The following is a 26,620-nucleotide window of genomic DNA, read 5'->3' on the forward strand; positions in this document are numbered from 1 at the left end:
GAACGACTGCGGATGGGGCGGGTGACGGCGTCCCGTTGCCAGAATCCTCGCTTCCGATGGTCCACGGTAGGGGCGCTGTCGACCACTTCCCGACACCTCCTTCATGTCTCATTCCGGCATCACTGAGCTCCGGCCAGGGCGGTCACCGTCTGTCATCTACCTTCCAGTGGTCTCTGACGGACGGCGGTGACCCCGCAGAGCTTGTCGCCGAGTTCCTCTCCTCCGCCGGACTGCGCGTGCGAAACCTCGGCCGAACGGCCACCCAAGTCCACCCGACCGGCGATGGCACTCCGTGCGGCGCCGCACTCTATGTATCCGCCGCCGCCGGTTCCGTGATGGCCGGCGGCGCCGTCGGACCACCGACCCCGTCGCCGGCCCTCCCTGACGTGTACGCCGTCGTCCTCGCGCACGGTTCATCCGGTCCGGAACCGGCCGGCGCATCGGCCTCCGCGTTGCGTCCGGGAGCGACCCCTTCTCCCGCCGCGCTGTCGTCGCGGCCTTTCTCGCTGGAACCCTGGGCCGACAGCTGGACCGCGGATGACCATGCGCGGGCCGTGGCGCTGGCCCGGGAGGCCATCGCCCGCGGCGACATCTATCAGGTCAACGTCGTCGGGCACGCCTCCGCGGCCTACACCGGCGATCCGATCCCGGCGCTGTCCCGGCTGGCCCGGCTGGCCGGCGCCCGCTACGGCGGCGTGCTGGCCGGTGACGGCTGGGCGATCGGCTGCGCCTCGCCCGAGACGCTGGTCGAGGTGCGCGACGGCCGGGTGATCACCCGCCCGATCAAGGGCACCCGCCCGGCCACGCCGGCCGGCCGCCACGAGCTGCTGACGTCGGCCAAGGAGCGGGCCGAGCACATCATGATCGTCGACCTGGAGCGCAACGACCTGTCCCGGCTGCCCGGCGCCGGCCCGGTGCGGGTCGACCAGCTGTTCGCCGTACGCGAATGGAGTGGGCTCTGGCAGGCCGAGTCGGTCGTCTCCGCCCCCTTGGACGGCGACGTGGACCTGGCGTCGCTGCTGCGCGCGGTGTGCCCCGGCGGCTCGGTCACCGGCGCGCCCAAGCTGGCCGCCCTGGACGAGATCGCCCGCCTCGAACCGGTCGGCCGCGGCGCCTCGATGGGCGCCCTCGGCTGGATCGGCCACGACCACCTCGACCTGGGCCTGACCATCCGCACCGCCGCGGCCGACGGCGACCACTTGCACGTCTGGGCCGGCGGCGGCATCACCTGGGACAGCGACCCGGCGGCCGAGGTGGCCGAGGCCGCCGCCAAGGCCGGCCCGCTGCGCGCCGCCCTGTCATCGTCGGCGGTAACGGCTGGATAGGCTTACGGTCATGACAATCAGGCCCATCCGCGTGTTCGGCGACCCGGTTCTGCGTACCGAGGCCGACCCGGTCACCGACTTCGACGCCGAGCTTCGCCGGCTCGTGCGCGACCTGGAGGACACGGTCCGCGAGCCCGGCCGGGCCGGCGTGGCCGCACCGCAGATCGGGGTGAGCCTGCGCGTCTTCTCGTACAACGTGGACGACGTCATCGGCCACCTGATCAACCCGGTGCTGAGCGACTTCGAGGGCGAGCAGGACGACGAGGAGGGCTGCCTGTCCGTGCCCGGCCTGTACTTCCCGACCCGCCGCGCCCTGCGGGTGACCGCCACCGGCCAGGACCACCACGGCGAGCCCCTGGTCATCCACGGCGAGGGCTTCCTGGCCCGGGCCCTGCAACACGAGACCGACCACCTCGACGGCACGATCTACATCGACACGCTGACCGGCGACACCCGCCGCCAGGCGCTGCGCGAACTACGCAAGATCCGCCCCGCCCGGCCGCTCTAGCCGGACAGCCGTCGAGGTGGCGGCCCGGCCGTCCGCGCCGCCCTCGTTGCGGCGGGCCCGGCGCCTACTCCCGCTGCCTGCCGATCAGGGGGCTGACCCCTCGGCCAGGGTCTCGAGGACGTCGGGGCCGAACTTCTCGAGTTTGGCGCGGCCGACGCCGCTGACCGTGCCCAGTTCGTCGAGGGACGTCGGGCGCAACGCGGCGATCGCGCGCAGGGTCGCGTCGTGGAAGATGACGTACGCGGGGAGCTTCTGCTCCTTGGCCACGCGGCCGCGCCAGGCCCGCAGGCGCTCGAAGATCGGCTCGTCCTCGGGCGACATCGGGGTGGCCGCCGCCGACGGTGAGGTGCGGGACGCGCGCGGGGCTTTGGCCGGCTTCTCGGGCTCGCGGCGCATCATGACCTTGCGATCGCCGCGGAGCACCGAGGTGCTGTCTTCGGTCAGCACCAGCGTGCCGTAGTCGCCCTCGACCGTCACCAGGCCGGCGGCCAGGAGCTGGCGGACGACGCCGCGCCACTCGGGCTCGCGCAGGTCGGCGCCGATGCCGAAGACGGACAGCTCGTGGTGGCGGTGTTGCAGAACCTTCTCGGTCTCCTTGCCCAGCAGGATGTCGATGGACTGACCGGCGCCGAACTTCTGGCCGCGCTCGCGTTGCAGCCGCCAGACCGTGGACAGGAACTTCTGCGCGGCGACCGTGCCGTCCCAGGCCTCGGGCGGGTTGAGGCAGGTGTCGCAGTTGCCGCAGCCGCCCTCGGTGACCTCGTGCTGCCCGAAGTAGTCGAGCAGCCGGGCCCGGCGGCAGGTGACCGTCTCGCACAGCGCCAGCATCGCGTCGAGGTGGGCGGCCGCGTTGCGCCGGTGGGACAGGTCGCCCTCGGACGACTCGATCATCTTGCGCTGCTGGACGACGTCGGCCAGCCCGTAGGCCAGCCAGGCCGTGGACGGCTGCCCGTCGCGGCCGGCCCGCCCGGTCTCCTGGTAGTAGCCCTCGACCGACTTGGGCAGGTCGAGGTGGGCCACGAACCGGACGTCGGGCTTGTCGATACCCATGCCGAACGCGATCGTGGCCACCATGACCAGCCCCTCCTCGCGGAGGAAGCGGGACTGGTTGGTGGCGCGGATGACCGGGTCGAGCCCGGCGTGGTAGGGCAGCGCCGGGATGCCCTCGTCGACCAGGTAGGCCGCGACCTTCTCGACCGAGGCCCGGGACAGGCAGTAGACGATGCCGGCGTCGCCCGGGTGTTCGTTGCGCAGGAAGGAGATCAGCTGCCGGCGCGGCTCGGCCTTGGGCACGATGCGGTACTGGATGTTGGGCCGGTCGAAGCTGGCCGTGAAGTGTCGCGCCAGGGTCAGGTCGAGTCGGCTGGCGATCTCTTCCTTGGTGGCCGTGGTGGCGGTGGCGGTCAGCGCGATCCGCGGCACGTCGGGCCAGCGTTCGTGCAACATCGACAGCTGGAGGTAGTCGGGCCGGAAGTCGTGGCCCCACTGGGACACGCAGTGGGCCTCGTCGATCGCGAACAGCGCCACCGTGCCGCGTTCGAGCAGCCGCTGGGTCGACGGCGTGCCCAGGCCCTCGGGCGCGACGTAGAGCAGGTCGAGCTCGCCGGCGATGAACTCCTGCTCGACGAGCTGGCGCGACGAGTAGTCCTGGGTCGAGTTGAGGAACCCGGCCCGCACCCCGAGCGTGCGCAGCGCGTCGACCTGGTCTTGCATGAGCGCGATCAGCGGGGAGATCACCACGCCGGTGCCGGGCCGGACCAGGGCGGGAATCTGGTAGCACAGCGACTTGCCGCCGCCGGTCGGCATCAGCACCAGGGCGTCGCCGCCGTCGGTCACGTGCTCGATGATCTCTTGTTGCTGCCCGCGGAAGTCGGGGTAGCCGAAGACCTGATGGAGGACGTCCTTGGGCGAGGTCACTGAGCGATAGTAGTTACCTCGCCGGGGGAACGGCCGGACCCTGTGGACAACCCGGGAATCTCCATCAATCGAGCGAGATCGCGGCCGTCCGGAGGGCGGCCATCAGCTCGGGCTCCGTGCGCAGATGTCCGGCGTTGACCATCTCCAGGGTCAGGTTCTCGCCGTACGCCCGGGCCAGGTCGTACGCCTCGACCGGCGGCGTGCACATGTCGAACCGGCCCTGGACGACCCGGCACGGCAGGTGCCGGACGGCGTCGAGCGAGTCGAGGATGAAGTTCTCCGGCACGAAGCCGCTGTTGCCGACGAAGTGCGTCTCGATGATCGCGCAGGCGACCGTGTTGTCGTCCTCGTCGACGTAGCGGGCCACCGCGGCGGCGTCGTAGTTCATCGAACACAGGGTCAGCTCCCAGGTGACCCACGCCCGGGCGTACCGCAGAGCCTCGGCCGGGTCGGGCGAGCGGAACTTCCCGGCGTACCAATCGATGATCTGTTTCCCGCTGGACCGCCGATCGGCCGGGACCGGGGCGATGAACGTCTCCCACTCGGCCGGGAAGTGCGTGCGCGGACCGCCCAGCGTGAGCCATTCGTCGTCCTGCCGGCGCAGCAGGTAGATGCTCCAGAGCAGCAGGCTGCGCACCCGCGCCGGATGGGCGATCGCGAAGAGCAGGCTGAGCGTCGAGCCCCACGAGCCGCCGGCCACGTGGGCGGTGTCCCAGCCGCGGTGGGTCATCAGCGCGTCGATGTCGGCGACCAGGTCGGCCGAGGTGTTGTGCTCGACGCTGCCGGTGGGCGTGCTGCGGCCGCACCCGCGCTGGTCGAAGAAGAGCACCCGATGGCGCGCCGGGTCGAAGAGCAGCTTGTGGGTGTCGTTGAAGGCGGCGCCGGGACCGCCGTGCAGACAGACGACGGGTACGCCGTCCGGCGCGCCCCATTCCTCCCAGTAGAGCGCGTGGCCGTCGCCGACCTCGAGATGTCCACTGTCGAGCACGGCGCCGGTCATGGGGATCCGATCGAGACGTCGGGGATGGCGACGAGCGCGAGCACGTGCCGGGCGGGGGAGTCGGGCGCCGCGACCAGGGTGAGCTTGCCGCCCTGCCGGCCGTGCCGCTCGGCCACCCGGTGCAGCGCCGAGACGCCGGCGCTGGCCAGGTGGGTGACAAGGGTGAGGTCGACGGTGAGCGGCAAAGTGCCGCCCCGGCTGCGCCGGAGCAGGCCCTGTTCCAGGCGGTCGGCCGTGGTGGTGTCGATCGGGCCCTGGACGCGTACGCCGCCCTCGACGCCGTTCAGCTCACCGAGGTGGAAGTCGGCCGGGGCCGCGGCGGGCAGCGGCGCGGACGCGTTGGCGAGCAGCGCGGGGCGGGTCAGCGTGTGGCGGACGGTCGCCACGGTCCCGGTCGCGGTCGGCTCCACCCGCATCGACTCGACCAGCTGCGACGTCAGCGCCAGGCCGCGGCCGCGCGTCGACTGCCGGGCCGGTTCGCGCCACCGGCCCTGGTCGGTGATCGTCGCCTCCAGGCAGCCGGCCGCGTCGAGTTCGGCGTGCAGCCGCACCACCGGCGCCCGCGGCGGGTCGGTGACGCCGTCGAAGGCGTGCTCGATCGCGTTGGTCACCAGCTCGCCCAGCGCGTGTTGCAGCAGGAAGGTGTCGTGGTCGGTGGCGCCGAGCCCGGTCAGCCACTCGCCGATCGCCGTGCGGGACGGGCGCAGCGACCCGGGCTCGGCGGGCAGGGTCAGGTCGAGCGGGCCGGGCGGGGCGACCCGTTGCACGGCCAGCACGGTGATGTCGTCGCTGTGTCCGGTGGTGCGCACCAGCAGCTCGACCGTCTGCGAGCAGACCCGCTCGGCCGGGCTCAGCTCGGGGGCGCGCAGGGCCCGCCCGGCCGCGCTGTCGGCCGCCACGTGGGCCAGCTCGGCGGTGCTGTCCGGGATGGTGCGGCCGGGGCGCTCCAGGATGCCGTCGGTGTAGAGGACGAGCACGTCGCCTTCGGCGAGGGTCGCGGTGCGTACGGGGAAGAGCGCTCCGGTGCCCAGTGGGGTGCCGCCGGTGCCGGGCAGGTAGCGGCTCTCACCCGCGGCCGTCACGACCAGGGGCGGCGGATGCCCGGCCGTGCAGTAGGTCAGCGAGCCGTCGGCCGGGTCGAGCAGCGCGAGGCAGACCGTGGTGGCGTGGGCGGCCGGGAGCCGGCGGGCCAGGCGGTCGGCCGCCGCGAACGCGTCGACCGGGTGGTCGCCGGTGTCCAGCCGGTCGCGCAGCACCGCGCGGAGCTGGCCCATCACGCCGGCGGCGGTCACACCGTGGCCGACCACGTCGCCCACGACCAGGGCCACCGTGCCGTCCGGGCGGGTCACCGCGTCGAACCAGTCGCCGCCGGCCGCGCTGTCGGCCACCGCGGGCAGGTAGCTGGCCGCGATCTGGGCCCCGGGCACCACCGGCAGGCCGGCCGGCAGCAGCTCGCGTTGCAGGGCGGCCACCACGTCGCGGGTCTGCTCGTAGCGTTCCTGCAGGTCGGCCGCCTCGGCCTCGGCGGCCAGGCGGCTGCGTACGCTCTCGGTCACGTCGAAGCCGGCGCCGATCACGCCGCGCAGCGATCCGTCGGGGTTCCGCCACGGCACGATGGTGAAGTTGGCCCACATCTCGATCGTGCCGCCGCCGGGCGCGTCCAGGTGGACCCGCCACTCCTGGCCATTGCTGGGCTCGCCGGTCTTGTACACCTCGTGGTAGGCGTCGGGGATCTGCTGGCCGACGAGGTCGCTGAGTACCTCGCGGACCGGCCGGCCGATGATGTCGCGACCGTCGAGCACCGCCCGGGTGGCCCCGCTGACGGACACCATCAGCAGGTCGGGGCCCTCGCAGACGGCCAGGATGAACGGCAGCTGCTCGATCGCGTCGGCGAGCAGCCCGTCATCGGCGGGCACGGTCACCGCCCCATCCTGCCGTATGCCGGACCTTCCGGCTCACTCCGCCAGCGGAAGATCGATCGTATGGGCGGTGTGTGACGCCTTTGTGGCCAGATAACGGACGTTTGCCGCGGATACGTGCACACCGGTGGGGATCTGTTCCTCGACCTTCACCCCGGCCGCCTTCAACTGCTCGGTCTTGTCGGGGTTGTTGCTCAGCAGCCGGATGCGTTCCGCGCCCAGGGCCAGCAGCATCTGCGCCGCCACGGTGTAGTCCCGCTCGTCCTCGCCGTGCCCCAGGGCCACGTTCGCCTCGTAGGTGTCCAGGCCGGCGTCCTGCAGCGCGTACGCGTCGAGCTTGGCGTAGAGCCCGATGCCCCGGCCCTCCTGCCGCAGGTAGAGCAGGAGACCGCCGGCCTCGGTGATCCGTTCCACCGCCTCCCGCAGTTGGGGACCGCAGTCGCAGCGCTGGCTGCCGAAGACGTCGCCGGTGAGGCACTCGCTGTGTGGCCGGACCAGGGGAGGGCGGCCGCCGACCGAGGACCGGGCCACCGCCCGACGCCAGTCACCCAGGCCCAGGGCCAGGTGCTCCTTGCCGTCCACCAACCCGTCGAAGGTGAACACGCGGGCACTGCTGGTGTAGCCGTCGCCGAACCGCAAGGGAACCGTCACCTGCGTCCGTACGACCGCCTCGGGTGTCTGTCTCATCGGCCCTCCTCGTACTGCGGCCTCGCGCCCCCGGCACGATGCCCAAAGATCTCCGTCACCATGCCGTAACAGGATGTGAATGTGCCAGCAATCGAAGCTCCGATTATCTTGGACGCATCGTGATCGGCCAGGGTGACGATCGTCGCTCGCCAGGAAGGGAACATCGGTGGGTGAGCGACCGTACGTGCTGCTGAGCTGCGGCATGTCCATCGACGGATATGTCGACGACACCGCGGTGGAACGGCTGCTGCTGTCCAACGAGGCCGATTTCGACCGGGTCGACGAGGTGCGGGCCGGCTGCGACGCGATCCTGGTCGGGGCGGCCACCGTCCGCACCGACGATCCCCGGCTGCTGGTCCGCTCGGCCGAGCGCCGGGCCCGCCGGGCGGCCCGGGGTCAACCCCCGACCCCGATCAAGGTGACCGTGACCAGCAGCTGCGACCTCGACCCGGCGGCGCGGTTCTTCACCACGGGCGACGTGACGAAGCTCGTCTACTGTGCCTCCGGAACGGTCGAGCTGGCGCGCAAGCGGCTCGGCGACGCGGCCGAGGTGGTCGACGGCGGCGAGCCGGTCGACGTCCACCGGGTCACCGCCGACCTGCACGAGCGGGGCGTCGGCCGGCTGATGGTCGAGGGCGGCGGCACGATGCACACCCAGTTCCTCAGCGCCGGCCTGGCCGACGAGCTCCAGCTCGTGGTCGCGCCGATCTTCGTCGGTGACTCCCGGGCGCCGCGCTTCGTGCACGACGGCGTCTTCCCGTGGGGCCGCGACCGCCGCGCCGACCTGGCTTCCGTTCAGCAGATCGGCGACGTGGTCCTGCTCAGGTACGCGCTCTCGGACCGGTACGCCGGGTAGCTCAGGCACCAGTCGTTGCCAGGACGCGCGGGGCGGGACGCTGAGCCGGGATGAAGGCGGGCGCGACCTCCGGCCCGACCTGCGGAACGGCCACCGGCTCGAGCACCGGCTCGGCCACGGCCACGGGCGCCGTCGTACGCGACCGGGCCGCGAAGCGTGCGATCAGCACCACCGCGCCGGGCAGCGCCGCCACGAAGGCGAACACGCCGTACACCACCGCGATGGTCAGGCCCTGGGTGGCGCTCATCCCGGCGGCGGCGAACGCCCACGCGGTCACGCCCTCACGCGGTCCCCAGCCGCCCACGTTCAGCGGCAGCGTCATCGCCAGCAGCGCGAGCAGCATCAGCGGGGCCAGCCGCAGCACCGAGGCGGTGGAACCGGCGGCCCGGGCGGCGACCACGAACGTCGCCAGGTGGCCGGCCAGCACGACGCTCGACGCCAGCAGCACGCCCGGCCAGTTGCGCCGGGACAGCAGGCCGGTGCGGATCTCGGCCAGCCCGGTGCGCGCGCCCTTGGCGATCCGCGAGGTGCCGCTGCGCAGGCGGCGCGTGCCGAGCACGACGATCGCGCCGGCCGCGAGGATGGCCAGGGTGGTCGCCGCCGCCGCGGCTCCGTGCCGCGCCAGCACGTCCAGGACCGGCGAGGGCACGGTGACCAGCACGGTCAGGCCGACGACGAAGAGGACGATCTGGCCCGCCGTACGCTCCAGCACCACCGCGCGGACGCCGCGGCCGACATCACCGGTGTCCTTGCCGTGCCGCACCGCGCGGTCCACGTCGCCGAGCACCCCGCCGGGCAGCGCCGCGTTCAGGAACAACGCCTTGTAGTAGTCGGCGATCGCGGCCCGCATCGGCAGGCGCATCCCGATCCCCCGGGCCACCAGGCACCAGCGCCAGGCGCTGAACACCGTGGTCGTGACGCCGATGCCGAAGGCCACCAGCAACGTGCCGCCGTCGATCACCCGCAGGCCGTCGAGGAAGGCGCCGGTGCCCAGCTTCCAGATCAGGAGGCCGATGATGGCTGCGCCACCGAGCACACGTACCCATGCCCAGACCGTTCGCGTCACGATTGCTGTCCCCTCGGTAGCTCGTACACCCTCCTGTACGCCGAGCTGCCGCGGATCGGTTCAATCAAAACGTCGCGAGCACGTCCGCATGGCCGACACTCGCGACGAATCCGGCGCTTCGCCGCTGCTCCCGGTAGTCGTCCAACCGCAGGTCAGGACGCTGTTCGAGGGCCGCGCCGGTCCAGCCCCGAAGCCATTCGGTGGCGAGCGCCCCATTGTCGGTATCCAGACGCCACGGCGCCGGCCGCACGGTGACGGTCGCGCCGGCCTTCCCGAACGCGGCGGCCGCGGCGTCGGCGGCGTCCGGCCCGAGCAGCCGCCGCCCGCCGATCGCCCGGCGCTGATGTTCGTTGAACGCGGCCGCGACCTCGTCGTCCAGCGGATCGGCCGGGTCGAGCGACACCTCACCGGTCACCGACAGCGTGAACAGCGCGGCCGCCCCGGCCTCGGCGCACGCCGCGGCCAGCGCCTCGACCTCGTCGACGGTCAGCAGGTCGAGCAGGGCCGAACAGGTGACCAGCGACGTGCCGGCCAGGTCGGCCCCGGTCAGCCCGGTCACGTCGCCCTGCCGCGTCTCGACGGTCACCCCGTCCGGCAGGTGGGCGCCCGCGTGCTCCAGCAGCGCCGGGTCCCGGTCCATCAGCACCCAGTGCTGCGGCCCGCCGAGCTGCGGCGCCAGCCACCGCCCCATCGACCCGGTCCCGCAGCCGAGATCGCGTACCACCACCGGCCCGGTCAGCGTCGCCCGGAGCGCGTCCACCAGCCCCCGGTCCCGGGCGGCGGCGTCGGCCGGCTCCCGCAGCGTCAACCAGTCCGCGCTGAACTCACCCGTCATGCCCCAGCACCTCGCTCAAAAGTCGGGTCGTCTCATCCCAGCCGCGCAGCGTCTCCCGCCGCGCCCGTGCCGCCGCCCGCCACCGCTCCCGCAGTGTCCCGTCGGTCAGCCATTCCCGCAGCGCCGTGGCCAGCGCCCCGGGATCGCCCGGCGCCACCAGCCGCCCCGGCGCCGTACCGTCGGGGGCCGCGCCGAGCGCTTCCGGCACCCCGCTGACCTGGGTGCCCAGCACCGGCACACCCCGGGCCAGCGCCTCGGTCACCACCATCCCGTAGGTCTCCGCCCGCGACGGCAGAACCAGCAGATCCGCCCCCGCGTACGCGGCATCGAGCTCTGCCCCGCCCTTGGCCCCCGCGAACACGACGCGCCCGCCGAGGTCAACGGCCGCCGCGCCGTCGTCCGGCCCTCCGAGGGCGGCCAGGTCCGGTGGCGTTCCCGCGCCGACGAACGTGCAGGTCCACTCCAGGTCGCCCAGCGTGGCCAGGGCCCGCATCAGCACGTCCTGGCCCTTGCGGTGGGAGAGCGCCGCGACGCAGAGGAGGCGCCCGCCGCCGGGGGAGGGTTCGGCCACCGGCGCCGGATCGACACCGGGCGGCGCGACGAACACCTTGTTCTCCGGCAACTCGTGCAATTCGACCACCCGGCGGGCCGCCTGCTCGCTGGTCACCACCACGGCGGCGCTCGCGTGCAGCGCGCGTCGCTCCAGCGGCACCAGATCGGCCGCGTCGGCCGACTCGTCCCCCAGGGGCAGATGGACCACCATGACCACCCGCAGCCCGCGTCGCGCCGCCGCTTCCACGACATCCGGCACCCCGCAGCCGACCAGCCCGTCCATCACCACATCGGACATTTCCGGAATGTCGCCGAGGGCGGCATCGAGGGCCTTCGCCTGCCGTTCCGACGGCCGCGGCCACGAGCCGGGCACCGCGATCTCGTGCACCCCGTCGAGCCGATCACAGACGGCCCGGTCGTAGCGGTTGCCGCCGCTCGGCCGCTCCGGATCGTCCACGCCGCCGGGCAGCACGAAATACCTACCGACTTGCCCCATCACGTCCCTTTGCTCCGAGCACCCACATGCGTCAGCCCGTCACACATGTTCTTGCTCTGCGCACCTATACGCGTCACCGCGTCACACTTGTTCTTGCTCTGCGCACCTATATGCCTCACGTACACGCAACCACGAGCCGGGTGGTGAGGCACCATCCGGGGTGCCGGTTCTTGATCACGGGCGGCGCCCGGCGCGCTTGACGACGCGGATCACCGGCGCGGTCTGCACCTCGCCGATCAGCGGCAGCGCGCCCAGGTCCTCGGTCAGGTAGCGGTAGAGGTCGTGGTCGTCCCGGAGGACGGCCGAGACCAGCAGGTTGGTCGGCCCGGTGGTGGCCGCGCAGAACACGACCTCCGGATGCGCGGCGATCGCGGCGCCGGTCCGGGCCAGATGTCCGGGCGGCACGCTGGCCCAGATGCGCACCTCGGTGGGCCGGCCCAGCGCGGCCGCGTTGACGTCGAGGTCGAAGCGGAGCAAGCCGGCCGCACGGAGCGCGTGGACGCGGCGGGCCACCGTCGACTCGGACCAGCCGGTCGCCGCGGCCAGCACGGGGTAGGGCGCACGGCCGTCGACCGCGAGGGCTTCCACCAGGGGACGGTCCGCGTCGGTGAGATGCGTGCCGGCGACATCCTCGTAGGCCGGGCGGAGAGCGGCGATCTGGTCGGCGGTGAGCGGCCCGGCGCCTTCGAAGCCGTGCCGGGCGGTGCTGAACACGTGGAGCACGCCGTGCGCGGTGACCGAGACGACCGGGGCGGTGCGCGGCAGCCGCTGGAGGATCAGTTCGTCACGGGCGCTCGCGGACCAGGCCCGCAGGCCGGCGCTGATCTCGGTCCCGCCGGAGAGCAGGACCACCCACCGGGTGTCGTCGCGCCGGGCCAGCGCCTCGGCCACCGGGGCCGCCGACCCGGGCCGGCACCGCATGCGGATCACCTGCTCGGATCCGCCCAGGCGGCGCGGATCCACCTCACCCACGAGCGCGATCACGCCCATCTCGCGCAGCCGGGCGTAGCGGCGGGCGACCGTGCGGTCGGAGACCCCGAGCACCTCGCCGATCCGGGCGAAGGGCGCCCGCCCGTCCAGGTGCAGCGCGTGCATCAGGCTCCGGTCGAGGTCATCGGATTCCATCAGCATGTCGTCGATCATGCCGGATTCGTGCGTCGAGGCCGCTACTAGCGCCGATACACCGCATCCGTGGCGACGATGCCGTCATGAAGGCTGTGCGATTCGCCCGCTACGGCGGGCCGGAAGTGCTGGAGATCGCCGAGGTCGCCGAGCCGCACGCGGGCGCGGGCGAGATCCGGATCGCGGTGCGGGCCGCGGGCGTGAACGGGCTGGAATGGAAGGTCCGGCAGGGCCTGCTCCGGGAGGTCCGTCCGCTGCGGCTGCCGGCCGGGGTCGGCGGTGACGCCGCGGGCATCGTCGACGAGGTGGGCGCCGGGGTGGCCGGCGTCGAGGTGGGCGACGCGGTGTTCGGCTCGGGCCGGGACACGTACGCCGAACACGCCGTGCTCACCTCCTGGGCGCACGCGCCGCGCGGGGTGACGCTGGTGGAAGCGGCCGGCTTCGCCACGCCGTTCGAGACCGCCCTGCGCGTCCTGGACGACGCCCGGGTCCGGGCCGGGCAGACCGTCGTGGTCAACGGGGCCAGTGGCGGCGTCGGGTCGGCGGCCGTCCAGTTCGCCGTCGAGCGCGGCGCCACCGTCATCGGGGTGGCCGGCCCGGCCGGCCGCGACTATCTGGCCGCCCTCGGCGCCGTGCCCACCACGTACGGTCCGGGCCTGGTCGACCGGGTGCGGGCGCTCGCCCCGGCCGGGGTCGACGCCGCCGTGGACATCGCCGGTTCGGGCGTCATCCCCGAGCTGATCCGGCTGACCGGCGACCCGGCCGCCGTGGTGTCCATCGCCGACTTCAGCGCCCCCGGCCACGGCGCCTCGGTCTCCACCGGCTTCGGCCGCGACCGGACCCCGGCTCTGCGCGAGGGCGCCCGCCTGGTCGCGGCCGGCCGGCTCACCCTGCCCGTCACCCGCACCTTCCCGATGGACCGGGCCGGGGACGCTCAGGCCGCCTCGGCCACCGGCCACACCCGTGGCCGGATCATCGTCACCCTGGGAGAGCCCCGATGACCGTCACGCTGATCAACTGCTTCGCCGTCGAGCCGGCCGCCGAGGACGAGTTCCTGCGGGCCTGGCGCGACACGATCGGCCACTTCGCCACGGCGCCGGGTTTCGTCCAGGCCAGGCTGCACCGCAACACCGGCCTGAACGACACCACGTTCCAGTACGTCAACGTCGCGCTGTGGGCGGACGTCGAGTCCTACCGCGCGGTGTTCCGGGACTTCACCCCGGCCGGGCAGCGGGTCGCGGGGGTGACGGCCCGGCCCGGCCTGTTCGAGGTTGTGGTCGAGGTCGGGCCTCAGAGCTCGCGCTCGTAGGCGGCCCAGGCGATGTGCGACTCGTGCAGCGTCACCTGGAGGCCGGCCAGGCCCGAGGCGCCGGCTCCGAGCGCGCCCTCGGCGATCGCGGTCGCCAGCCGGTCGGCGATCACCTTGGCCAGGAACTCGGTCGACGTGTTGATCCCCCGGAAGTCGGCCTCGTCGTCGAGGTTGCGGTAGCTGAGCTTCCCGCAGATGGCGTGCAGCTGCTCGCCGGCCAGGCCGATGTCGACGACGATGTTGTCCGCGTCCAGCTCGGGGCGCCGGAACGTGGCGTCCACGATGAAGGTGGCGCCGTGCAGCTTCTGCGCGGGCCCGAAGACGTCGCCGGAGAAACTGTGCGCGACCATGATGTGGTCGCGGACGGTGATGCTGAACAAGCTCTTACTCCCCTTCGTAGTTGACGATGTGACACAGCGTGGGCAACGACCCGTCGGTCAGCCGCGGCAGCACGTCCGGCAGCTCGGCGAAGGCGCAGTCGCCCGTGATCAACGCGTCGAACCGGTCGTCCTTCAGCAGATCAAGGGCAAGAGCGAGGCGTTCCGCGTACGTACGACGCCGGCCCGGCGGGATGCCGCCGACCTGGCTCGACTTCACGGTCAGCCGGCGCGAGTGGAAGAACTCGCCCAGCGGCACGGTCACCGGGCGGTCGCCGTACCAGGAGAGCTCGACGACCGTGGCGTCCGGGGCGAGCAGTTCGAGCGAGCGGGTCAGCCCGGCCGAGGTGGCACTGGCGTGGATCACCACGTCGCAGTCGCCCGCGGCCTCGGCCGGTGTCGCGAAGCCCACCCCCAGCCTCTCGGCCACGGCGGCCCGGGACTCGTCCACGTCGACCAACTGCACCCGGGCGCCGGGCAACCCGGCCAGCACCCCGGCCACCGAGCAGCCGACCATGCCGCCGCCGACCACCGCGATCCGGTCGCCGATCAGCGGCGCCGCGTCCCAGACGGCGTTCACCGCGGTCTCCACCGTTCCGGCGAGCACGGCCCGGGCGGGCGGCACGCCGTCGGGCACCACCGTGACCGCGGCGGCCGGCACCACGTACCTCGTCTGATGGGGGTAGAGGCAGAACACGGTGCGGCCCTCGAGCGGGCCGGTCTCGGCCACGCCGACGTTGAGGTAGCCGTACTTGACCGGGCCCGGGAAGTCGCCCACCTGATGGGGCGCGCGCATCACGTCGTGCTGGTTCGGGGGCACGCCGCCGGCGAAGACCAGGGTCTCGGTGCCGCGGCTCACGCCGGAGTGCAGCGTACGCACCAGAATTTCGTCATCCGACGGATCACTCAGGTCTTCGGTGCGTATCTCGCCCCGTCCCGGGAAAGCCAACCAGAAGGCGCGTGCGCCGTCCGACATAGAAGGACTCCTAGACAGGCTGAACCGAATGCGGCTCGGCGAGCGTATTCGGGTTAGACAGCGGCAACACTACGCGGCAACCGATCTTGCCACCCGGGAGGCACGGTGACATCCAGTACCCAGTCGGCTACGTCCAGCAGTCGTGGACCGGCGCTCGGCCTGCTCGTCCAGGCCGGTCTGCTGATCGCGCTGGGGGCGACCGTGGGCCTCTCGACCGGCGGACTCGCGGCCGGCGCCGCGTACGGAATCGTGCTCTGCGCCCTGCTCGCGCTCGGCCTGCGCCGCGCCGGACTCACCAGGCTCGGCCCCGCGAACCTGGTCACCTTCGCCCGTGCGCTGATGGTCGGCGGGGTGACCGCGCTGGTCGTGACCTCGTTCACCCGGCCCATCCACATGGTGGCGCTGGTCACCCTGGTCGGCGTGGCGCTCGCGCTCGACGGCGTCGACGGCCAGGTGGCCCGGCGGACCGGCAGCTCGACGACGCTCGGCGCCCGCTTCGACATGGAGATCGACGCGTTCCTGATCCTGGTGCTCAGCGTCTTCGTGGCCGGCACGTTCGGCTGGTGGACGGTGGCGATCGGCGCGTTCCGCTACGTCTTCGTGGCCGCCTCCTGGCCGGCGCCGTGGCTGACCGCCCCGCTGCCGCCGAAGTTCTCCCGCAAGGTGGTCGCCGCCACCCAGGGTGTGGTGCTGGTCGTGGCGACGGCGCACATCCTCCCGTACCCGATCGCCTTTGCCGGTCTGGCCGTCGCGCTGATCTCGCTGACCTGGTCGTTCGGTCGCGACATCGGCTATCTGTGGCGCGCCGAGCAGCTGCGCCGGTCGGCCGCCGCCCGCACCGAGCTGCCGATCGTCGCGCGTCACCGCCGCGTCCTCCGCGAGCCCGCCCCGGTCGGCTGAAAGTCGTAGTCGCCCCCGCACACGTCCTGCCCGCGGGCCGATGTGCGGGCCGCACCCCGGCCGACATGCTCCCACCATGACCTCCGCACCTCACCAGGCAGAGCAGCTCGACTCCACGGCGCCGCTGGCGCACACCGACGTGATCGTCCTGGACTACCTCGCCGCGCTCTGGGCGGAGAGCGAGGACCTGGCGCCCGGCCTGCGGGACGAGCTGATGACCACGGTCGCCGACTACATCGCGATGCGGCGTACGTCGGTGTCCGACCCGCTCGCCGACCCCGCCCAGATCGTCGGCCGGCTCGGTCCACCGGAAGCCCTGGTCGGCGCCGTACGCCGCGGCCGCATGCCCGCCCACCTGCGCCTGCCCCTGGCCCCGCCGCCACTCCCGTACCGCCGCCCGGAGCCCCCCGTCGCTCCCGTCCCCGACCGCACCGCCGCCGACGGCGCCGCGATCGGCCTCCTGATGGGCGGCGGCTTCGTCCTGCCGGTGGTGGCCCCCATCGCCGGCATGGTCCTCGCCTCGATGTCCCCGCGCTGGACATCGGCCCAGAAACTGGCCGCCTGGACCCTGGTGATGGGCTCGCTGATGACCGGCTTCGTGCTGTCGCTGGTCGTCCTGGCCTCGGCCAACAGCGAGGGGCTGGCCCTGTTCGTCGCCTACTCGACGGCGGTGACCGGCTCGATGATCGCGGGCATCACCCTGATCCCCGGCCTGAGCCGCAAGAACGGCTAGAGAGCCCCGAATACCGTCAGGTTCTGCCCCTGCTTCGAGCAGTGGTAGGCCGGCACGGCATCGGCCGCCCGGAGACCGTCAGGGCCTACCACTGCGGGGTGCGTGGCGGCAGCGAGGGCGAGTGGGCAGCGTGGGCGCCTGGCCGCCGAGGGCGGGCGCTGGCGGCAAGGGGCGGGCGCTACCGGATGGTGATCGGGTTGACGATGTCGGCGGTCAGGGTGAGCAGCGTGAAGGCGCCGCCGATGAGGATGACCACGTAGGTCAGCGGCATCAGCTTGAAGAAGTCGACGCGGCCCGGGTCGGGGCGGCCCAGCCGCGCGGCGGCCCAGGAGCGGGCCCGCTCGAACCAGGCGATGGCGATGTGCCCGCCGTCGAGCGGCAGCAGCGGCAGCAGGTTGAAGAAGCCCATGAACACGTTCAGCCCGATGAAGATCATCAACACCGTCGACCAGAGGCCGAGCGAGGCCGCCTCCCCGCCGATCAGGCTGACCCCGACCACGCTGATCGGGGTGTTCGGGTCACGTTCGGCGCCGGTGATCGAGCGCCAGAGCGCGGGGACCTTCGACGGGATGCGTTTGGCCGACTCGTAGGTCTGGCCGACCATCCAGCCGGAGTAGGTCACGGTCGCCCCGACCGCGCCGGCCGGGCCGTAGGTCACCTCGCGCGGGGCGGAGATGTGCAGGCCGACGCCCAGGGCGGCCACCGTGGCGACCGGGCCGGCCGGGTTGTCCACCGGCGGGCGTTGGACCGCGCTCAGGTCGGCCCGCACCACGGCGGGCTGCCCGTCCCGGGTGTAGGCCACCTCGGCCGGGCCGGGTCTGGTCTGCCGGACGACCCGCAGCATGTCGGCGTAGGTGGCGATCGGCACCCCGTTGACGGCGGTGAGCACGTCACCGGTGCGCAGCCCGGCCGTCCTGGCCGGCGCCACCGGGTCGGCGGGGGTGCAGGCCCGGGCGGCGTCCGGCGTGACACAGTCGCCGATCGTGATCGCGGCCGGCTGGGCGGCCAGGTCGGCCTCGCTCTGTGGATAGTCGAGGTTGGGCACACCGACGTACGCGGCGGCGAACCAGAGCGTGACGATGGCCAGCGCGAACTGCACCATCACACCGGAGACCATGACCACGGTGCGCTTCCACACCGGGAACCGCCACATGGCCCGGTGCTGGTCGGCCGGGTCGACGTCGTCGTCGTGCGGGGTCATCCCGACGATCTTGCAGAAGCCGCCGAGCGGGATGGCCTTGAGGCCGTACTCGGTTCCGCCGCGGCGCCAGGAGAAGATCGTCGGCCCGTACCCCACGAAGTATTGGGTGACCCGCATCCCGAAGCGCTTCGCGCTGAGCAGGTGTCCCGCCTCGTGCAGGCTGACCGAGACCAGGATGGCCAGCGCGAAGGCCGCCGTGAACAACACCCGCATCATCACAGCGCCGAAGGGTAGCGGATGCCCGCCGCCTCCCCGGTACAGGCGGGAGGCGGCGGACCAGCGAAGGGGTCAGTGCCAGTTCAGGTCGATCTGGTGCTCGACGGTGCGGTAGCCGGCTCGGGCGAAGGCGGCCGCCATCGGGGTGTTGGCGACGTCGGTCGCGGCCCGGATGCGGGGCGCGTTCTCGGCCGCGAGCAGGCTGGTGCCGGCGGCCAGGAGGTCGTTGACGTAGCCGTGGCCGCGGTGGGCCGGTACGACGCCGATGTAGGCGATGACATGGTTGTACCCGTTGTGGGCGGGGATGACGAAGCCGACCGGCTCGCCGTCCGGCGTGGTGCCGACCCGCCACCACGAATGCGGGCTGGCGTAGCGCTCCAGTTCCTCGTGGTACTGCTGCCGGGCCGACTCGGCGGCGGTCATCCGGGTCAGTTCGTGCCGGCTGTGCGCGTCGAGCGAGCCGTCGACCACGAGCGTCATCAGCTCGATCAGTTCGTCGGGGTCGCGCGGCTCGCGGAAGGTGAGCCGGCCGGTCGGCGCGGGCGGGGGTGTGCCGGGGCGCCATTCCAGCCGCAGGCGTTCGACGAACAGCTTCGCGCCGGTGCTCTCCAGCACGCCCAGCCAGGCGTGCGGGTGGGTACGCCAGTCCGGCGGGACGAAGCGCAGGTATTCGGGATGGGTCGCCCCGGCCGGCGTGACCGCGGGCAGGGCGGCGTCGAGCAGGCGCACGGCGTCGGCCGGGTCGCCGGCCAGGTCGAAGATGTCCATCAGGAGCGGGTGGTCGTCGCCGGGGCGGGACCACCAGCCGGCCCGGGCCACGACGCGGTCGTCGCGCAGGGCGAGCCACAGCCATGAGGGCTTGCGGCGGCCGGCGTCGAGGTCGGTCGCGATCTGGTCGTTGAGGACGTAGGGCAGGCGGTTGAACAGGTCTAGCTCATCGGGCCCGGTGATCGGGCGCAGGATGAGAGTCAAGGCGTTCTCCGTTCGGAGGGCGCCCCGTCCCGGAGGACGTGAGCGCTGCAAGTGCTGCGTACATGGCTCTGTCCTCCTTTCTTTGTTAGGTCCGGCCACCCGTTCTACCAGAGCGAGCGGGTGGCCGGAACTCGATTACGACGGGCCGGGATCCTGGGTGCCGCGGGCGGCCCGGGAGGCGGCGTCGGCGGCCGTGCTGGCCCAGTTGCGGGCCCGGCCGGCCTGGCTGCCGGCCCACTCGCCGAACTCGGCGGCGCCGCCGCTGACCCGGCGGGCCAGGTGCACCAGCGGGTCGGGGGAGGTGTTGAACGCCTCGCGGTAGTGGGACGCGGCGGCGCGGACGTCGCCGGTGATCGAGGCGTTGCCGTCGCCGTCGCGGCGCGGGTAGTCGCCGCCGATGATGGCCGCGTACTCGCCGGACTCGACCCAGCGGGCCAGTTCGCCGGCCCGGGACACCGGGACGGGGTGGCTGGCGTACAGCGTCATGCCGATCTTGAGGACGCTGTCCCGGAGGTCGCCGCCGCCGCGGTAGTCGTTCGCCTGCTCGAGGAAGGCGGTGGTGTCGATCTGGGACAGGTCGCCGCCACCGGCCAGCTTCATCAGCACCCGGGTGGAGGCGGCCGGGTCCTGGCCGGCGAGCAGGCCGGCCCGGTCGGCGGAGAGCTCGGCCTTGCGCCACCACTCGTACATGGCGGCGATGATGGCCCGCAGCGCGATCGCCCCGATCGGGAGCCAGCTGACGTTGGCCGCCCACTTGGTCAGGATCATCAGGATCGTCTTGTAGACGGCGTGGCCGGAGCGGACGTGGCCGATCTCGTGCCCGAGCATGGCCCGGAGCTCGTCGTCGTCCAGCTTCTCCACCGCGGCCGTGCTGATCACGATGAACGGCTTGTCCATGCCGATCGCCTCGCCGCTGATCATCGGGTTCTGCCCGACGTACAGCTCGGGCAGCTCGGCGACGTCCAGGGTGGTCGCCGCCTCGGTGAAGACCCGGTACACCCGCGGGTACTGCCGGTGGTCCACGCGGATCGCGTTGGCCAGGTACGACAGGCGGAACGCCCGTTCGTTCCACATGCCGAAGAACGCCTTCACCACGTCGTCGAAGCCGCGCAGCTCGCGCAGGGCGGTCAGCGCCCCGCGATCGGCCGGGTGCTCCCAGGCGCGTGAGCTGATCCCGGTCAGGGTCACCCGCGGCCGGGCCGGCCGGTTGTCGTCATCGATGGTCATCTAGGTCCCTCCGAAAGGGCGTGCATGAGTGTGGCCGAGCCTCGGCCATCGGGGGCGGTGGGCACATCGGCTCGGAGCCGGACTTTTCGGGTTCACGCCCTGCGACTTTCGGCCGACCCGGAAGGCAAGTGGTGCCTATACGCGCTCAGAGCAGGGGGGCCGATCGGAAATCAGCCGTTGACATTCGTAACACCGTGGAGACAGGATCTGACTACGAAGTCAGAGACGGGCGTCACGAGGGGGCGATCATGACGAAGCGCCGTCCGGCGGGAACCGATGTGGCCAGCCGCGCCGGCGTCTCGCAGAAGACGGTGTCCCGGGTGATGAACGGCGAGCCGTACGTCAAGGAAGAGGTCCGCCTCCGGGTCCTGCAGGCCGCGCAGGAGCTGGGCTACCGGCGCAACAACGCGGCCCGCACGCTGACCTCGGGCCGCACCCGGCGGATCGGCGTGGTGTCGCTCGGCAGCCCGCTCTACGGTCCCGCGTCCACCCTGATCGAGCTCGAGCGCGGGGCCCGCAGCACCGGCTATTCGCTGAGCGTCGTCACCACCTTCGAGGGTGATCCGGCCGGCGTGGCCGGCGCGATCGAGTCGCTGCTCGGCGAGGGGGTCGACGGCATCGTCCTGTCCGAACCGATCGACGAGGGCGAGAGCGTGCGGGTGGACGCCGACCTGCCGGTGCTCAGCCTGGGCAACTTTCCGGGGCTGACCGGCCCGGGTGTGGTGTTCAGCGGCGCGGACGGCGCGGAGGCCGGCCGGGTCGCCACCCGCCACCTGCTCGACCTGGGCCACGAGACGGTGCATCACGTGGCCGGGCCGCAGCGCTGGTGGGCGGCGCGGGACCGGCTCGCGGGCTGGCAGCAGGCGCTCCAGAAGAAGCCGCCGGAATGGATCGAAGGCGACTGGTCACCGAAGTCCGGCTACGCGGCCGGGCTGCGGCTGGCGGAAGACCCCGGCGTCACGGCCGTGTTCGTGGCCAACGACGACATGGCGATCGGCCTGCTCGCCGCGATGCGGGAGGCCGGTCGGGACGTGCCCGGCGATGTCAGCGTCGTCGGGGTGGACGACATACCGAGCGCGGCGTACCAGTCGCCGCCCCTCACCACCGTCCGGCAGGACTTCGTCACGATGGTCCGCCACGGCCTCGATCGCCTGTTACGGCAGATCGAGGCGCCCGGCAGCGCCACGCCGGGCCCCCCGGAGCCGCTGCACCTGGTGGTGCGCCGCTCCACCGCTCGTCCCCGCTGAGAAAAGCACAAGCAGAAGCGAAGAGGAGCCCCTCCGATGCGCGATATAAAACGATTCAAAACGATCGCTGCCGTCCTTGCCGTTGTGCTGACCCTGTCGGCGTGCAGTGGCGGTGACGACGACGCGGGTGGTGGCAAGGCCGCGGCGCCGGCCGGTCAGGCCGACATCGACAAGGCCATGCAGACGCCGACCGAGCTCACCTTCTGGTCCTGGGTGCCCAACATCCAGAAGGAGGTGGACATGTTCACCGCGAAGTACCCGGCGATCAAGGTGAAGCTGGTCAACGCCGGTCAGGGCGAGCCGCAGTACACCAAGCTGCGTACCGCGTTGAAGGCCGGCACCGGCGCGCCGGACGTCGCGCAGATCGAGTTCCAGTACATCCCGACCTTCTCGCTCACCAAGAGCCTGGTCGACCTGCGGCCGTACGGCGCCGAGGCGCTGAAGGACAAGTTCGTCGACTGGACCTGGTCGCAGGTCTCCGGCGCGAACGGTGAGGTGTGGGCGTACCCGCAGGACACCGGGCCGATGGGTCTGCTCTACCGGCAGGACCTCTTCGACAAGTACGGCATCGAGGTGCCGAAGACCTGGGACGAGTTCGCCGCGGCCTCGCGCAAGCTGCACGCCGCCGACCCGAACGTCTACCTCACCAACCTGGCGCCGAACCAGAACGGCGTCTGGATGGGTCTGCTCTGGCAGGCCGGCGTCAAGCCGTTCGCCAACACCGGTCCGGACTCGGTCGGGGTGAAGCTCAACGACGAGCCGTCCAAGAAGCTCGGCGCCTACTGGGGTGGCCTGATCAAGGAGGGCGTCGTCTCCACCGACCCCGACTTCACCGACCCGTGGTACCAGGCGCTGAACCGCGGCAAGTACGCCGCCTGGATCGCCGCCGCCTGGGGACCGACGTTCCTGAGCGGCAGCGCCAAGTCGACCACCGGCAAGTGGCGGGCCGCGCCGCTGCCGCAGTGGGACGCGGGCAAGCCGGCCTCCGGCAACTGGGGTGGCTCGACGAGCGCGGTGGTGACCGGCACCAAGAACCCGATCGCGGCGGCCAAGTTCGCCGAGTACATCAACACCGACCCGGCGGTCACCAAGCGGTTCGCCACCGAGCAGTTCCTCTTCCCGGCCACCAAGGCGCTGCTGGCCGACCCGGAGTTCACCGGGCAGAAGCCGGAGTTCTACGGCGGTCAGACCGTCAACCAGGTGTTCAGCGACATCAGCGGCACCGTGGACACCCAGTTCCAGTGGCCGCCCTTCCTGGACCAGGTGGGCAACGACTGGGACGAGACGGTCGGCAAGTCGTTCGCCGACAAGAGTGACACCGGCGCCGCGCTCGACCAGTGGCAGACCCGGGTGACCGACTACGCCAAGAACCAGGGCTTCAAAGTCCAATGAGACGAGCGAACGCCGGCTACCTGTTCGTGCTGCCGTTCATGGTCGTCTTCCTGGCGATGCTCGTGCTCCCGTTGCTCTACGCGGCGTACCTGAGCCTGTTCCGCGAACAGCTCATCGGGGGCACGGTCTTCGCCGGGCTGGACAACTACACCCGGGCGCTCACCGACGACCGGCTGGTCGGCGGTGTGCTCCGGGTGGTCCGGTTCTTCTTGTTCCAGGTGCCGATCATGTTGCTGCTGTCGCTGGTCGCCGCGCTGGCCATCGACAGTGGACTGCTGCGCTTCGCGAAGGTGTTCCGGCTCGGGGTCTTCGTCCCGTACGCCGTGCCCGCGGTGGTCGCCACGCTGATGTGGGGCTACCTCTACGGCCCGGACTTCGGACCCTTCGCGCAGCTGGCCGACGGGCTCGGCCTGCCGCCGCCCGGGTTCCTCACCGACGCCCACATGCTCGGCTCGATGGCCAACATCGTGACCTGGGAGTTCGTGGGCTACAACATGATCATTCTGTACGCCGCCCTGCGCGGCATCCCACCCGATCTCTACGAGGCGGCGGCGGTGGACGGGGCCGGCGCGTGGCGGATCGCCTGGAGCATCAAGATCCCGGCGCTCCGCCCGGCCCTGCTGCTCTGCCTGATCTTCTCGGTGATCGGCAGCTTCCAGCTCTTCGCCGAGCCGAACCTGCTCCAGCGACTGGCCCCGAACGTGATCGACAGCGCGTACACCCCCAACCTGTACGCGTACACGCTGGCCTTCACCGGCCAGGAGGTGAACTACGCGGCCGCGGTCTCGTTCCTCCTGGGCCTGGTCATCGTCATCGCGTCGTCCCTGGTCCTGCTGGCCACCCGCCGGAGGTCGGCATGACGAGACGCAGCAACCTGCTGACCATCGGCATGCTGGCGCTGCTGGTCTACTTCCTGCTGCCGCTGTTCTGGCTCCTGGTCGCCTCGACCAAGTCCACCGGCGACCTGTTCAGCAGCTTCGGCCTGTGGTTCTCGGGCAGCTTCCACCTGTTCCAGAACATCGGCGGCGTCTTCACCTACGGCGACGGCGTCTACGGCCGATGGCTGCTCAACACGCTGTTCTACTCGGTGGTCAGCGCCGGCGGCGCGGCGTTCCTCTGCGCGCTCGGCGGGTACGGCTTCGCGAAGTACCGGTTCCGTGGCAACAACACGCTGTTCGGGGTCGTGCTGGCCGCCGTGATGGTGCCGACCACCGCGCTGGCCATTCCGACCTACCTGCTGTTCAGCAAGTTCGACCTGGTCAACACGCCCTGGGCGATCATCCTGCCGTCGCTGGTCAGCCCGTTCGGGCTTTACCTGATGAGGGTCTACGCCCAGGACGCCATCGACGACAGCATGATCGAGGCGGGCCGGATCGACGGCGCCTCCGAGTTCGGCATCTTCTTCAAGATCGTGCTGCGTTCGCTGGCACCGGGGATCGTCACCGTGCTGCTCTTCACGCTGGTCGCGACCTGGAACAACTACTTCCTGCCGCTGATCATGCTGAGCGACCCCGACCTCTATCCGATCACCGTGGGCCTGGCCGCCTGGTCGTCGCAGACCGCGGGCGGCGGAGGTTCCACCGGTGAGCTGGTCGCCTTGGTGGTGACCGGTTCGATGCTCTCGATCGTGCCCCTGATCGCCGCGTTCCTGCTGCTCCAGCGCTATTGGCAGTCGGGCCTCTCGGCCGGAGGAGTCAAAGGATGACCTTGCCCCATCGGGTGCTGTTCGGCGCCGCCTACTACCACGAATATCAGCCGTACGACCGCCTGAAGACCGACCTGGACATGATGGCCGAGGCCGGTTTCACCGTGATCCGGGTCGGCGAGTCGGTGTGGTCGACCTGGGAGCCGGAGAACGGCCGGTTCGACCTGGACTGGCTGCAACCGGTCCTGGACGGCGCCCACGAGCGGGGGATCGCGGTCATCCTCGGCACCCCGACCTACGCCGTGCCGCCCTGGCTGGCCCGCCTGTACCCGGAGATCGCGGGGGAGCGGGCCACCGGGGAACGGATCCCGTGGGGCGCCCGGCAGGAGGTCGACTTCACCCACCCGGCCTTCCGCTTCCACGCCGACCGGGTGATCCGCAAGATCATGCGGAGGTACGCCGGTCACCCGGCCGTGATCGGCTTCCAGGTCGACAACGAGCCGGGCAACGAGCTGCTGCACAACCACGGCGTCTTCCAGCGCTTCACCGACCAGCTGAGGCACCGGTACGGCGACGTCGAGTCGCTGAACCGCGCCTGGGGCCTGGTCTACTGGTCGCACCGCCTGGCCACCTGGGCCGACCTGTGGACGCCGGACGGCAACGTCCAGCCGCAGTACCACCTGGCCTGGCGGCGGTTCCAGGCCGAGCAGACCACCGAGTTCATCGCGTGGCAGGCCGGGATCGTCCGGGAGTACGCCCGCCCCGAGCAGTTCGTCACCACCTGCGTCTCGTACGAGCGCCCGGCCGTCGACGACGCCGAGGTCAACCTGGCCCTGGACGTCGCCGCGGGCAACCCGTACTACGCCATGCAGGACGGGCTGGCCCACCCGGGCGACGACGACCAGCCGCAGTACTGGACCAGCTCCGGCACCTGGGCGCTGTACCTGTCGGGCGACCGGATGTACTCGTCCAAACAGGCGCCGTACCTGGTCACCGAGACCAACGCGCAGTCGATCGGCTTCCCCTGGAACAACCGGCCGGCGTACGACGGGCAATGGCGCCAGGCGGCGTGGGCGCTGATCTCCCGGGGCGCCACGATGATCGAGTACTGGCACTGGCACACGCTGCACTTCGGCGCCGAGACGTACTGGGGCGGCGTGCTGCCGCACTCCGGGCGCCCCGGCCGCACGTACCGGGAGCTGGCCCGGCTGGGCGGTGAGCTGGCGACCGCCGGTGAGCTGGTGACCGGGCTGACCCCGGACGCCGACGTGGCGATGATCTGGTCGTCCGACAGCAAGTGGCTGATGCAGCGCTTCCCGCCGCTGGCCCGGGGCGGCGACGAACCGGACGAACGCGCGTACCACGGCCTGTTCGACCCGTTCTACCGCGGCGCGTTCGACGCCGGGGTCCCGGTGCGCATCCTGCACTCCGGGCACCTGGACGGGCCGGGTGACGCCGCCCGGCGCTACCCGGTGCTGGTGGCGAGCGGGCTCTACATCGCCGACGACATCGCGCTGGCCTGGCTGCTGGCCTACGCCGACGCCGGCGGCCACCTGGTCCTCGGGCCGCGCACCGGCTACGCCGACGAGGAGGCGCGGGCGCGGGCCGAATCGGCGCCGGCGGTCGTCGGGGGACCGGCCGGGGTCCGCTACGACGAGTTCAGCAACCTCAGCGAGCCGGTGCCGGTCGTGGCGACCGGCGGCGGCCTGGACCTGCCGCCCGGCGCGACGGCCACCCGCTGGGCCGACGGGCTGGAGGTGGACGGCGCCGAGGTGCTGGCCCGGTACGAGCACCCGCACTTCGGCCGCTGGCCGGCGATCACCACCCGGGCGCACGGCCGCGGGCGGATCACCGTGGTCGGCACGGTGCCCGGCCCGGCGCTGGCCGCGGCGCTGTTCCGATGGCTGGTGCCCGCCGGCGAGCAGGGCTGGCGGGACGCGCCGGCGAGCGTGACGGTCTCCGGCGCCACCGCCCGGGACGGCCGCCGCGTCCGGTTCGTGCACAACTGGTCGTGGGATCCCGTCGCGTACCGGCCGCCCGTTCCCGTCACCGACGTCCTGACCGGCCGGGACGTCGACGGCGACCTCGACCTCGGCCCCTGGGACGTGCGGGTTCTGGTGGAACGCTGAATCCTCATGCCCG

25 protein-coding genes are annotated in these 26,620 nt (G+C 72.1%); 12 read left to right on the forward strand and 13 right to left on the reverse strand.

Features of this window, described 5'->3' with window-relative positions; translation table 11 throughout:
* Nucleotides 1-122 precede the first annotated feature (122 nt).
* Nucleotides 123-1,325, forward strand: a complete 1,203-nt coding sequence (locus tag AB0M54_RS20750) for a chorismate-binding protein (RefSeq protein WP_364473270.1) — start codon at nt 123-125, stop codon at nt 1,323-1,325.
* 10 nt (nt 1,326-1,335) lie between these two features.
* Nucleotides 1,336-1,833, forward strand: coding sequence for a peptide deformylase (gene def / locus AB0M54_RS20755; protein WP_364325964.1), 498 nt, complete (start codon nt 1,336-1,338; stop codon nt 1,831-1,833).
* Between the two features lie 84 nt (nt 1,834-1,917).
* On the opposite strand, the gene recQ is transcribed toward def, so the two are convergent.
* From recQ to ribA, 4 genes are all read right to left on the reverse strand, one after another.
* Nucleotides 1,918-3,750: a DNA helicase RecQ gene (gene recQ / locus AB0M54_RS20760; RefSeq protein WP_364325961.1), complete on the reverse strand. Its 1,833-nt coding sequence runs from the start codon at nt 3,748-3,750 to the stop codon at nt 1,918-1,920.
* A 64-nt stretch (nt 3,751-3,814) separates the two neighbouring features.
* Nucleotides 3,815-4,750 (reverse strand): prolyl aminopeptidase, encoded by a 936-nt coding sequence (gene pip / locus AB0M54_RS20765; RefSeq protein ID WP_364325958.1) that lies wholly within the window; start codon nt 4,748-4,750, stop codon nt 3,815-3,817.
* Nucleotides 4,747-6,672: a SpoIIE family protein phosphatase gene (locus AB0M54_RS20770; RefSeq protein ID WP_364473122.1), complete on the reverse strand. Its 1,926-nt coding sequence runs from the start codon at nt 6,670-6,672 to the stop codon at nt 4,747-4,749. The genes pip and AB0M54_RS20770 overlap by 4 nt, the downstream gene beginning before the upstream one ends.
* 33 nt (nt 6,673-6,705) lie before the next feature.
* Nucleotides 6,706-7,356 carry a GTP cyclohydrolase II gene (ribA, locus tag AB0M54_RS20775; RefSeq protein WP_364325952.1) on the reverse strand — a complete coding sequence of 217 codons (651 nt, stop codon included), beginning with the start codon at nt 7,354-7,356 and terminating at the stop codon, nt 6,706-6,708.
* Between the two features lie 166 nt (nt 7,357-7,522).
* On the opposite strand from ribA, the gene AB0M54_RS20780 reads away from it, so the two are divergent.
* The gene (locus AB0M54_RS20780; RefSeq protein WP_364473124.1) at nt 7,523-8,212 is read left to right on the forward strand and encodes a dihydrofolate reductase family protein; all 690 of its coding nucleotides are present in this window, start codon (nt 7,523-7,525) and stop codon (nt 8,210-8,212) included.
* Between the two features lies 1 nt (nt 8,213).
* On the opposite strand, the gene AB0M54_RS20785 is transcribed toward AB0M54_RS20780, so the two are convergent.
* The 4 genes from AB0M54_RS20785 to AB0M54_RS20800 all read right to left on the reverse strand — a co-directional run bounded on the left by AB0M54_RS20785 (nt 8,214) and on the right by AB0M54_RS20800 (nt 12,304).
* Nucleotides 8,214-9,281, reverse strand: coding sequence for a lysylphosphatidylglycerol synthase transmembrane domain-containing protein (locus AB0M54_RS20785; RefSeq protein WP_364473272.1), 1,068 nt, complete (start codon nt 9,279-9,281; stop codon nt 8,214-8,216).
* 61 nt (nt 9,282-9,342) lie between these two features.
* Nucleotides 9,343-10,113, reverse strand: coding sequence for a class I SAM-dependent methyltransferase (locus AB0M54_RS20790; protein ID WP_364473126.1), 771 nt, complete (start codon nt 10,111-10,113; stop codon nt 9,343-9,345).
* The gene (locus tag AB0M54_RS20795) at nt 10,103-11,161 is read right to left on the reverse strand and encodes a glycosyltransferase family 4 protein (protein WP_364473128.1); all 1,059 of its coding nucleotides are present in this window, start codon (nt 11,159-11,161) and stop codon (nt 10,103-10,105) included. Before AB0M54_RS20795 ends, AB0M54_RS20790 begins: the two co-directional genes overlap by 11 nt.
* A gap of 174 nt (nt 11,162-11,335) precedes the next feature.
* The gene (locus tag AB0M54_RS20800; protein WP_364473130.1) at nt 11,336-12,304 is read right to left on the reverse strand and encodes an Lrp/AsnC family transcriptional regulator; all 969 of its coding nucleotides are present in this window, start codon (nt 12,302-12,304) and stop codon (nt 11,336-11,338) included.
* A 65-nt stretch (nt 12,305-12,369) separates the two neighbouring features.
* On the opposite strand from AB0M54_RS20800, the gene AB0M54_RS20805 reads away from it, so the two are divergent.
* Both AB0M54_RS20805 and AB0M54_RS20810 read left to right on the forward strand, forming a co-directional pair.
* Entirely contained in the window at nt 12,370-13,284 is a 915-nt protein-coding gene (locus AB0M54_RS20805; protein ID WP_364473132.1) for an NADP-dependent oxidoreductase, read from the forward strand.
* Nucleotides 13,281-13,592 carry an antibiotic biosynthesis monooxygenase family protein gene (locus AB0M54_RS20810; RefSeq protein WP_364325931.1) on the forward strand — a complete coding sequence of 104 codons (312 nt, stop codon included), beginning with the start codon at nt 13,281-13,283 and terminating at the stop codon, nt 13,590-13,592. Before AB0M54_RS20805 ends, AB0M54_RS20810 begins: the two co-directional genes overlap by 4 nt.
* On the opposite strand, the gene AB0M54_RS20815 is transcribed toward AB0M54_RS20810, so the two are convergent.
* Nucleotides 13,574-13,972 (reverse strand): 6-carboxytetrahydropterin synthase, encoded by a 399-nt coding sequence (locus AB0M54_RS20815; RefSeq protein ID WP_364325928.1) that lies wholly within the window; start codon nt 13,970-13,972, stop codon nt 13,574-13,576. The genes AB0M54_RS20810 and AB0M54_RS20815 overlap by 19 nt on opposite strands.
* A gap of 4 nt (nt 13,973-13,976) precedes the next feature.
* Nucleotides 13,977-14,945: a zinc-binding alcohol dehydrogenase gene (locus tag AB0M54_RS20820; protein ID WP_364325925.1), complete on the reverse strand. Its 969-nt coding sequence runs from the start codon at nt 14,943-14,945 to the stop codon at nt 13,977-13,979.
* A gap of 105 nt (nt 14,946-15,050) precedes the next feature.
* On the opposite strand from AB0M54_RS20820, the gene AB0M54_RS20825 reads away from it, so the two are divergent.
* Together AB0M54_RS20825 and AB0M54_RS20830 are read left to right on the forward strand one after the other, a co-directional pair.
* The gene (locus tag AB0M54_RS20825) at nt 15,051-15,845 is read left to right on the forward strand and encodes a CDP-alcohol phosphatidyltransferase family protein (protein ID WP_364325922.1); all 795 of its coding nucleotides are present in this window, start codon (nt 15,051-15,053) and stop codon (nt 15,843-15,845) included.
* A 76-nt stretch (nt 15,846-15,921) separates the two neighbouring features.
* Complete coding sequence (locus AB0M54_RS20830; protein ID WP_364325920.1) at nt 15,922-16,578, forward strand: hypothetical protein; 657 nt, start codon at nt 15,922-15,924, stop codon at nt 16,576-16,578.
* Nucleotides 16,579-16,756: 178 nt separating this feature from the next.
* Here AB0M54_RS20830 and AB0M54_RS20835 read toward each other — a convergent pair whose 3' ends face one another.
* From AB0M54_RS20835 to AB0M54_RS20845, 3 genes are all read right to left on the reverse strand, one after another.
* The gene (locus AB0M54_RS20835; RefSeq protein WP_364473274.1) at nt 16,757-17,995 is read right to left on the reverse strand and encodes a site-2 protease family protein; all 1,239 of its coding nucleotides are present in this window, start codon (nt 17,993-17,995) and stop codon (nt 16,757-16,759) included.
* A gap of 72 nt (nt 17,996-18,067) precedes the next feature.
* Nucleotides 18,068-18,967 (reverse strand): GNAT family N-acetyltransferase, encoded by a 900-nt coding sequence (locus AB0M54_RS20840; protein ID WP_364325917.1) that lies wholly within the window; start codon nt 18,965-18,967, stop codon nt 18,068-18,070.
* Between the two features lie 135 nt (nt 18,968-19,102).
* The gene (locus AB0M54_RS20845; protein ID WP_364325914.1) at nt 19,103-20,194 is read right to left on the reverse strand and encodes a M48 family metallopeptidase; all 1,092 of its coding nucleotides are present in this window, start codon (nt 20,192-20,194) and stop codon (nt 19,103-19,105) included.
* 248 nt (nt 20,195-20,442) lie between these two features.
* Here AB0M54_RS20845 and AB0M54_RS20850 point away from each other — a divergent pair, with 248 nt between their 5' ends.
* From AB0M54_RS20850 to AB0M54_RS20870, 5 genes are all read left to right on the forward strand, one after another.
* Nucleotides 20,443-21,441 (forward strand): LacI family DNA-binding transcriptional regulator, encoded by a 999-nt coding sequence (locus tag AB0M54_RS20850; RefSeq protein ID WP_364325911.1) that lies wholly within the window; start codon nt 20,443-20,445, stop codon nt 21,439-21,441.
* 84 nt (nt 21,442-21,525) lie between these two features.
* Nucleotides 21,526-22,833 (forward strand): extracellular solute-binding protein, encoded by a 1,308-nt coding sequence (locus AB0M54_RS20855; RefSeq protein ID WP_364473134.1) that lies wholly within the window; start codon nt 21,526-21,528, stop codon nt 22,831-22,833.
* Nucleotides 22,830-23,693 carry a sugar ABC transporter permease gene (locus tag AB0M54_RS20860; RefSeq protein WP_364473136.1) on the forward strand — a complete coding sequence of 288 codons (864 nt, stop codon included), beginning with the start codon at nt 22,830-22,832 and terminating at the stop codon, nt 23,691-23,693. Before AB0M54_RS20855 ends, AB0M54_RS20860 begins: the two co-directional genes overlap by 4 nt.
* On the forward strand, nt 23,690-24,538 hold the full coding sequence (locus tag AB0M54_RS20865) for a carbohydrate ABC transporter permease (RefSeq protein ID WP_364325902.1): 849 nt from the start codon (nt 23,690-23,692) through the stop codon (nt 24,536-24,538). Before AB0M54_RS20860 ends, AB0M54_RS20865 begins: the two co-directional genes overlap by 4 nt.
* Entirely contained in the window at nt 24,535-26,607 is a 2,073-nt protein-coding gene (locus AB0M54_RS20870) for a beta-galactosidase (protein ID WP_364325899.1), read from the forward strand. Before AB0M54_RS20865 ends, AB0M54_RS20870 begins: the two co-directional genes overlap by 4 nt.
* The last annotated feature ends 13 nt before the right edge of the window (nt 26,608-26,620 follow it).

Origin of the sequence: Actinoplanes sp. NPDC051470 (assembly GCF_040682035.1) — a bacterium.
In the GTDB taxonomy this organism is placed as follows: Bacteria; Actinomycetota; Actinomycetes; order Mycobacteriales; family Micromonosporaceae; genus Actinoplanes.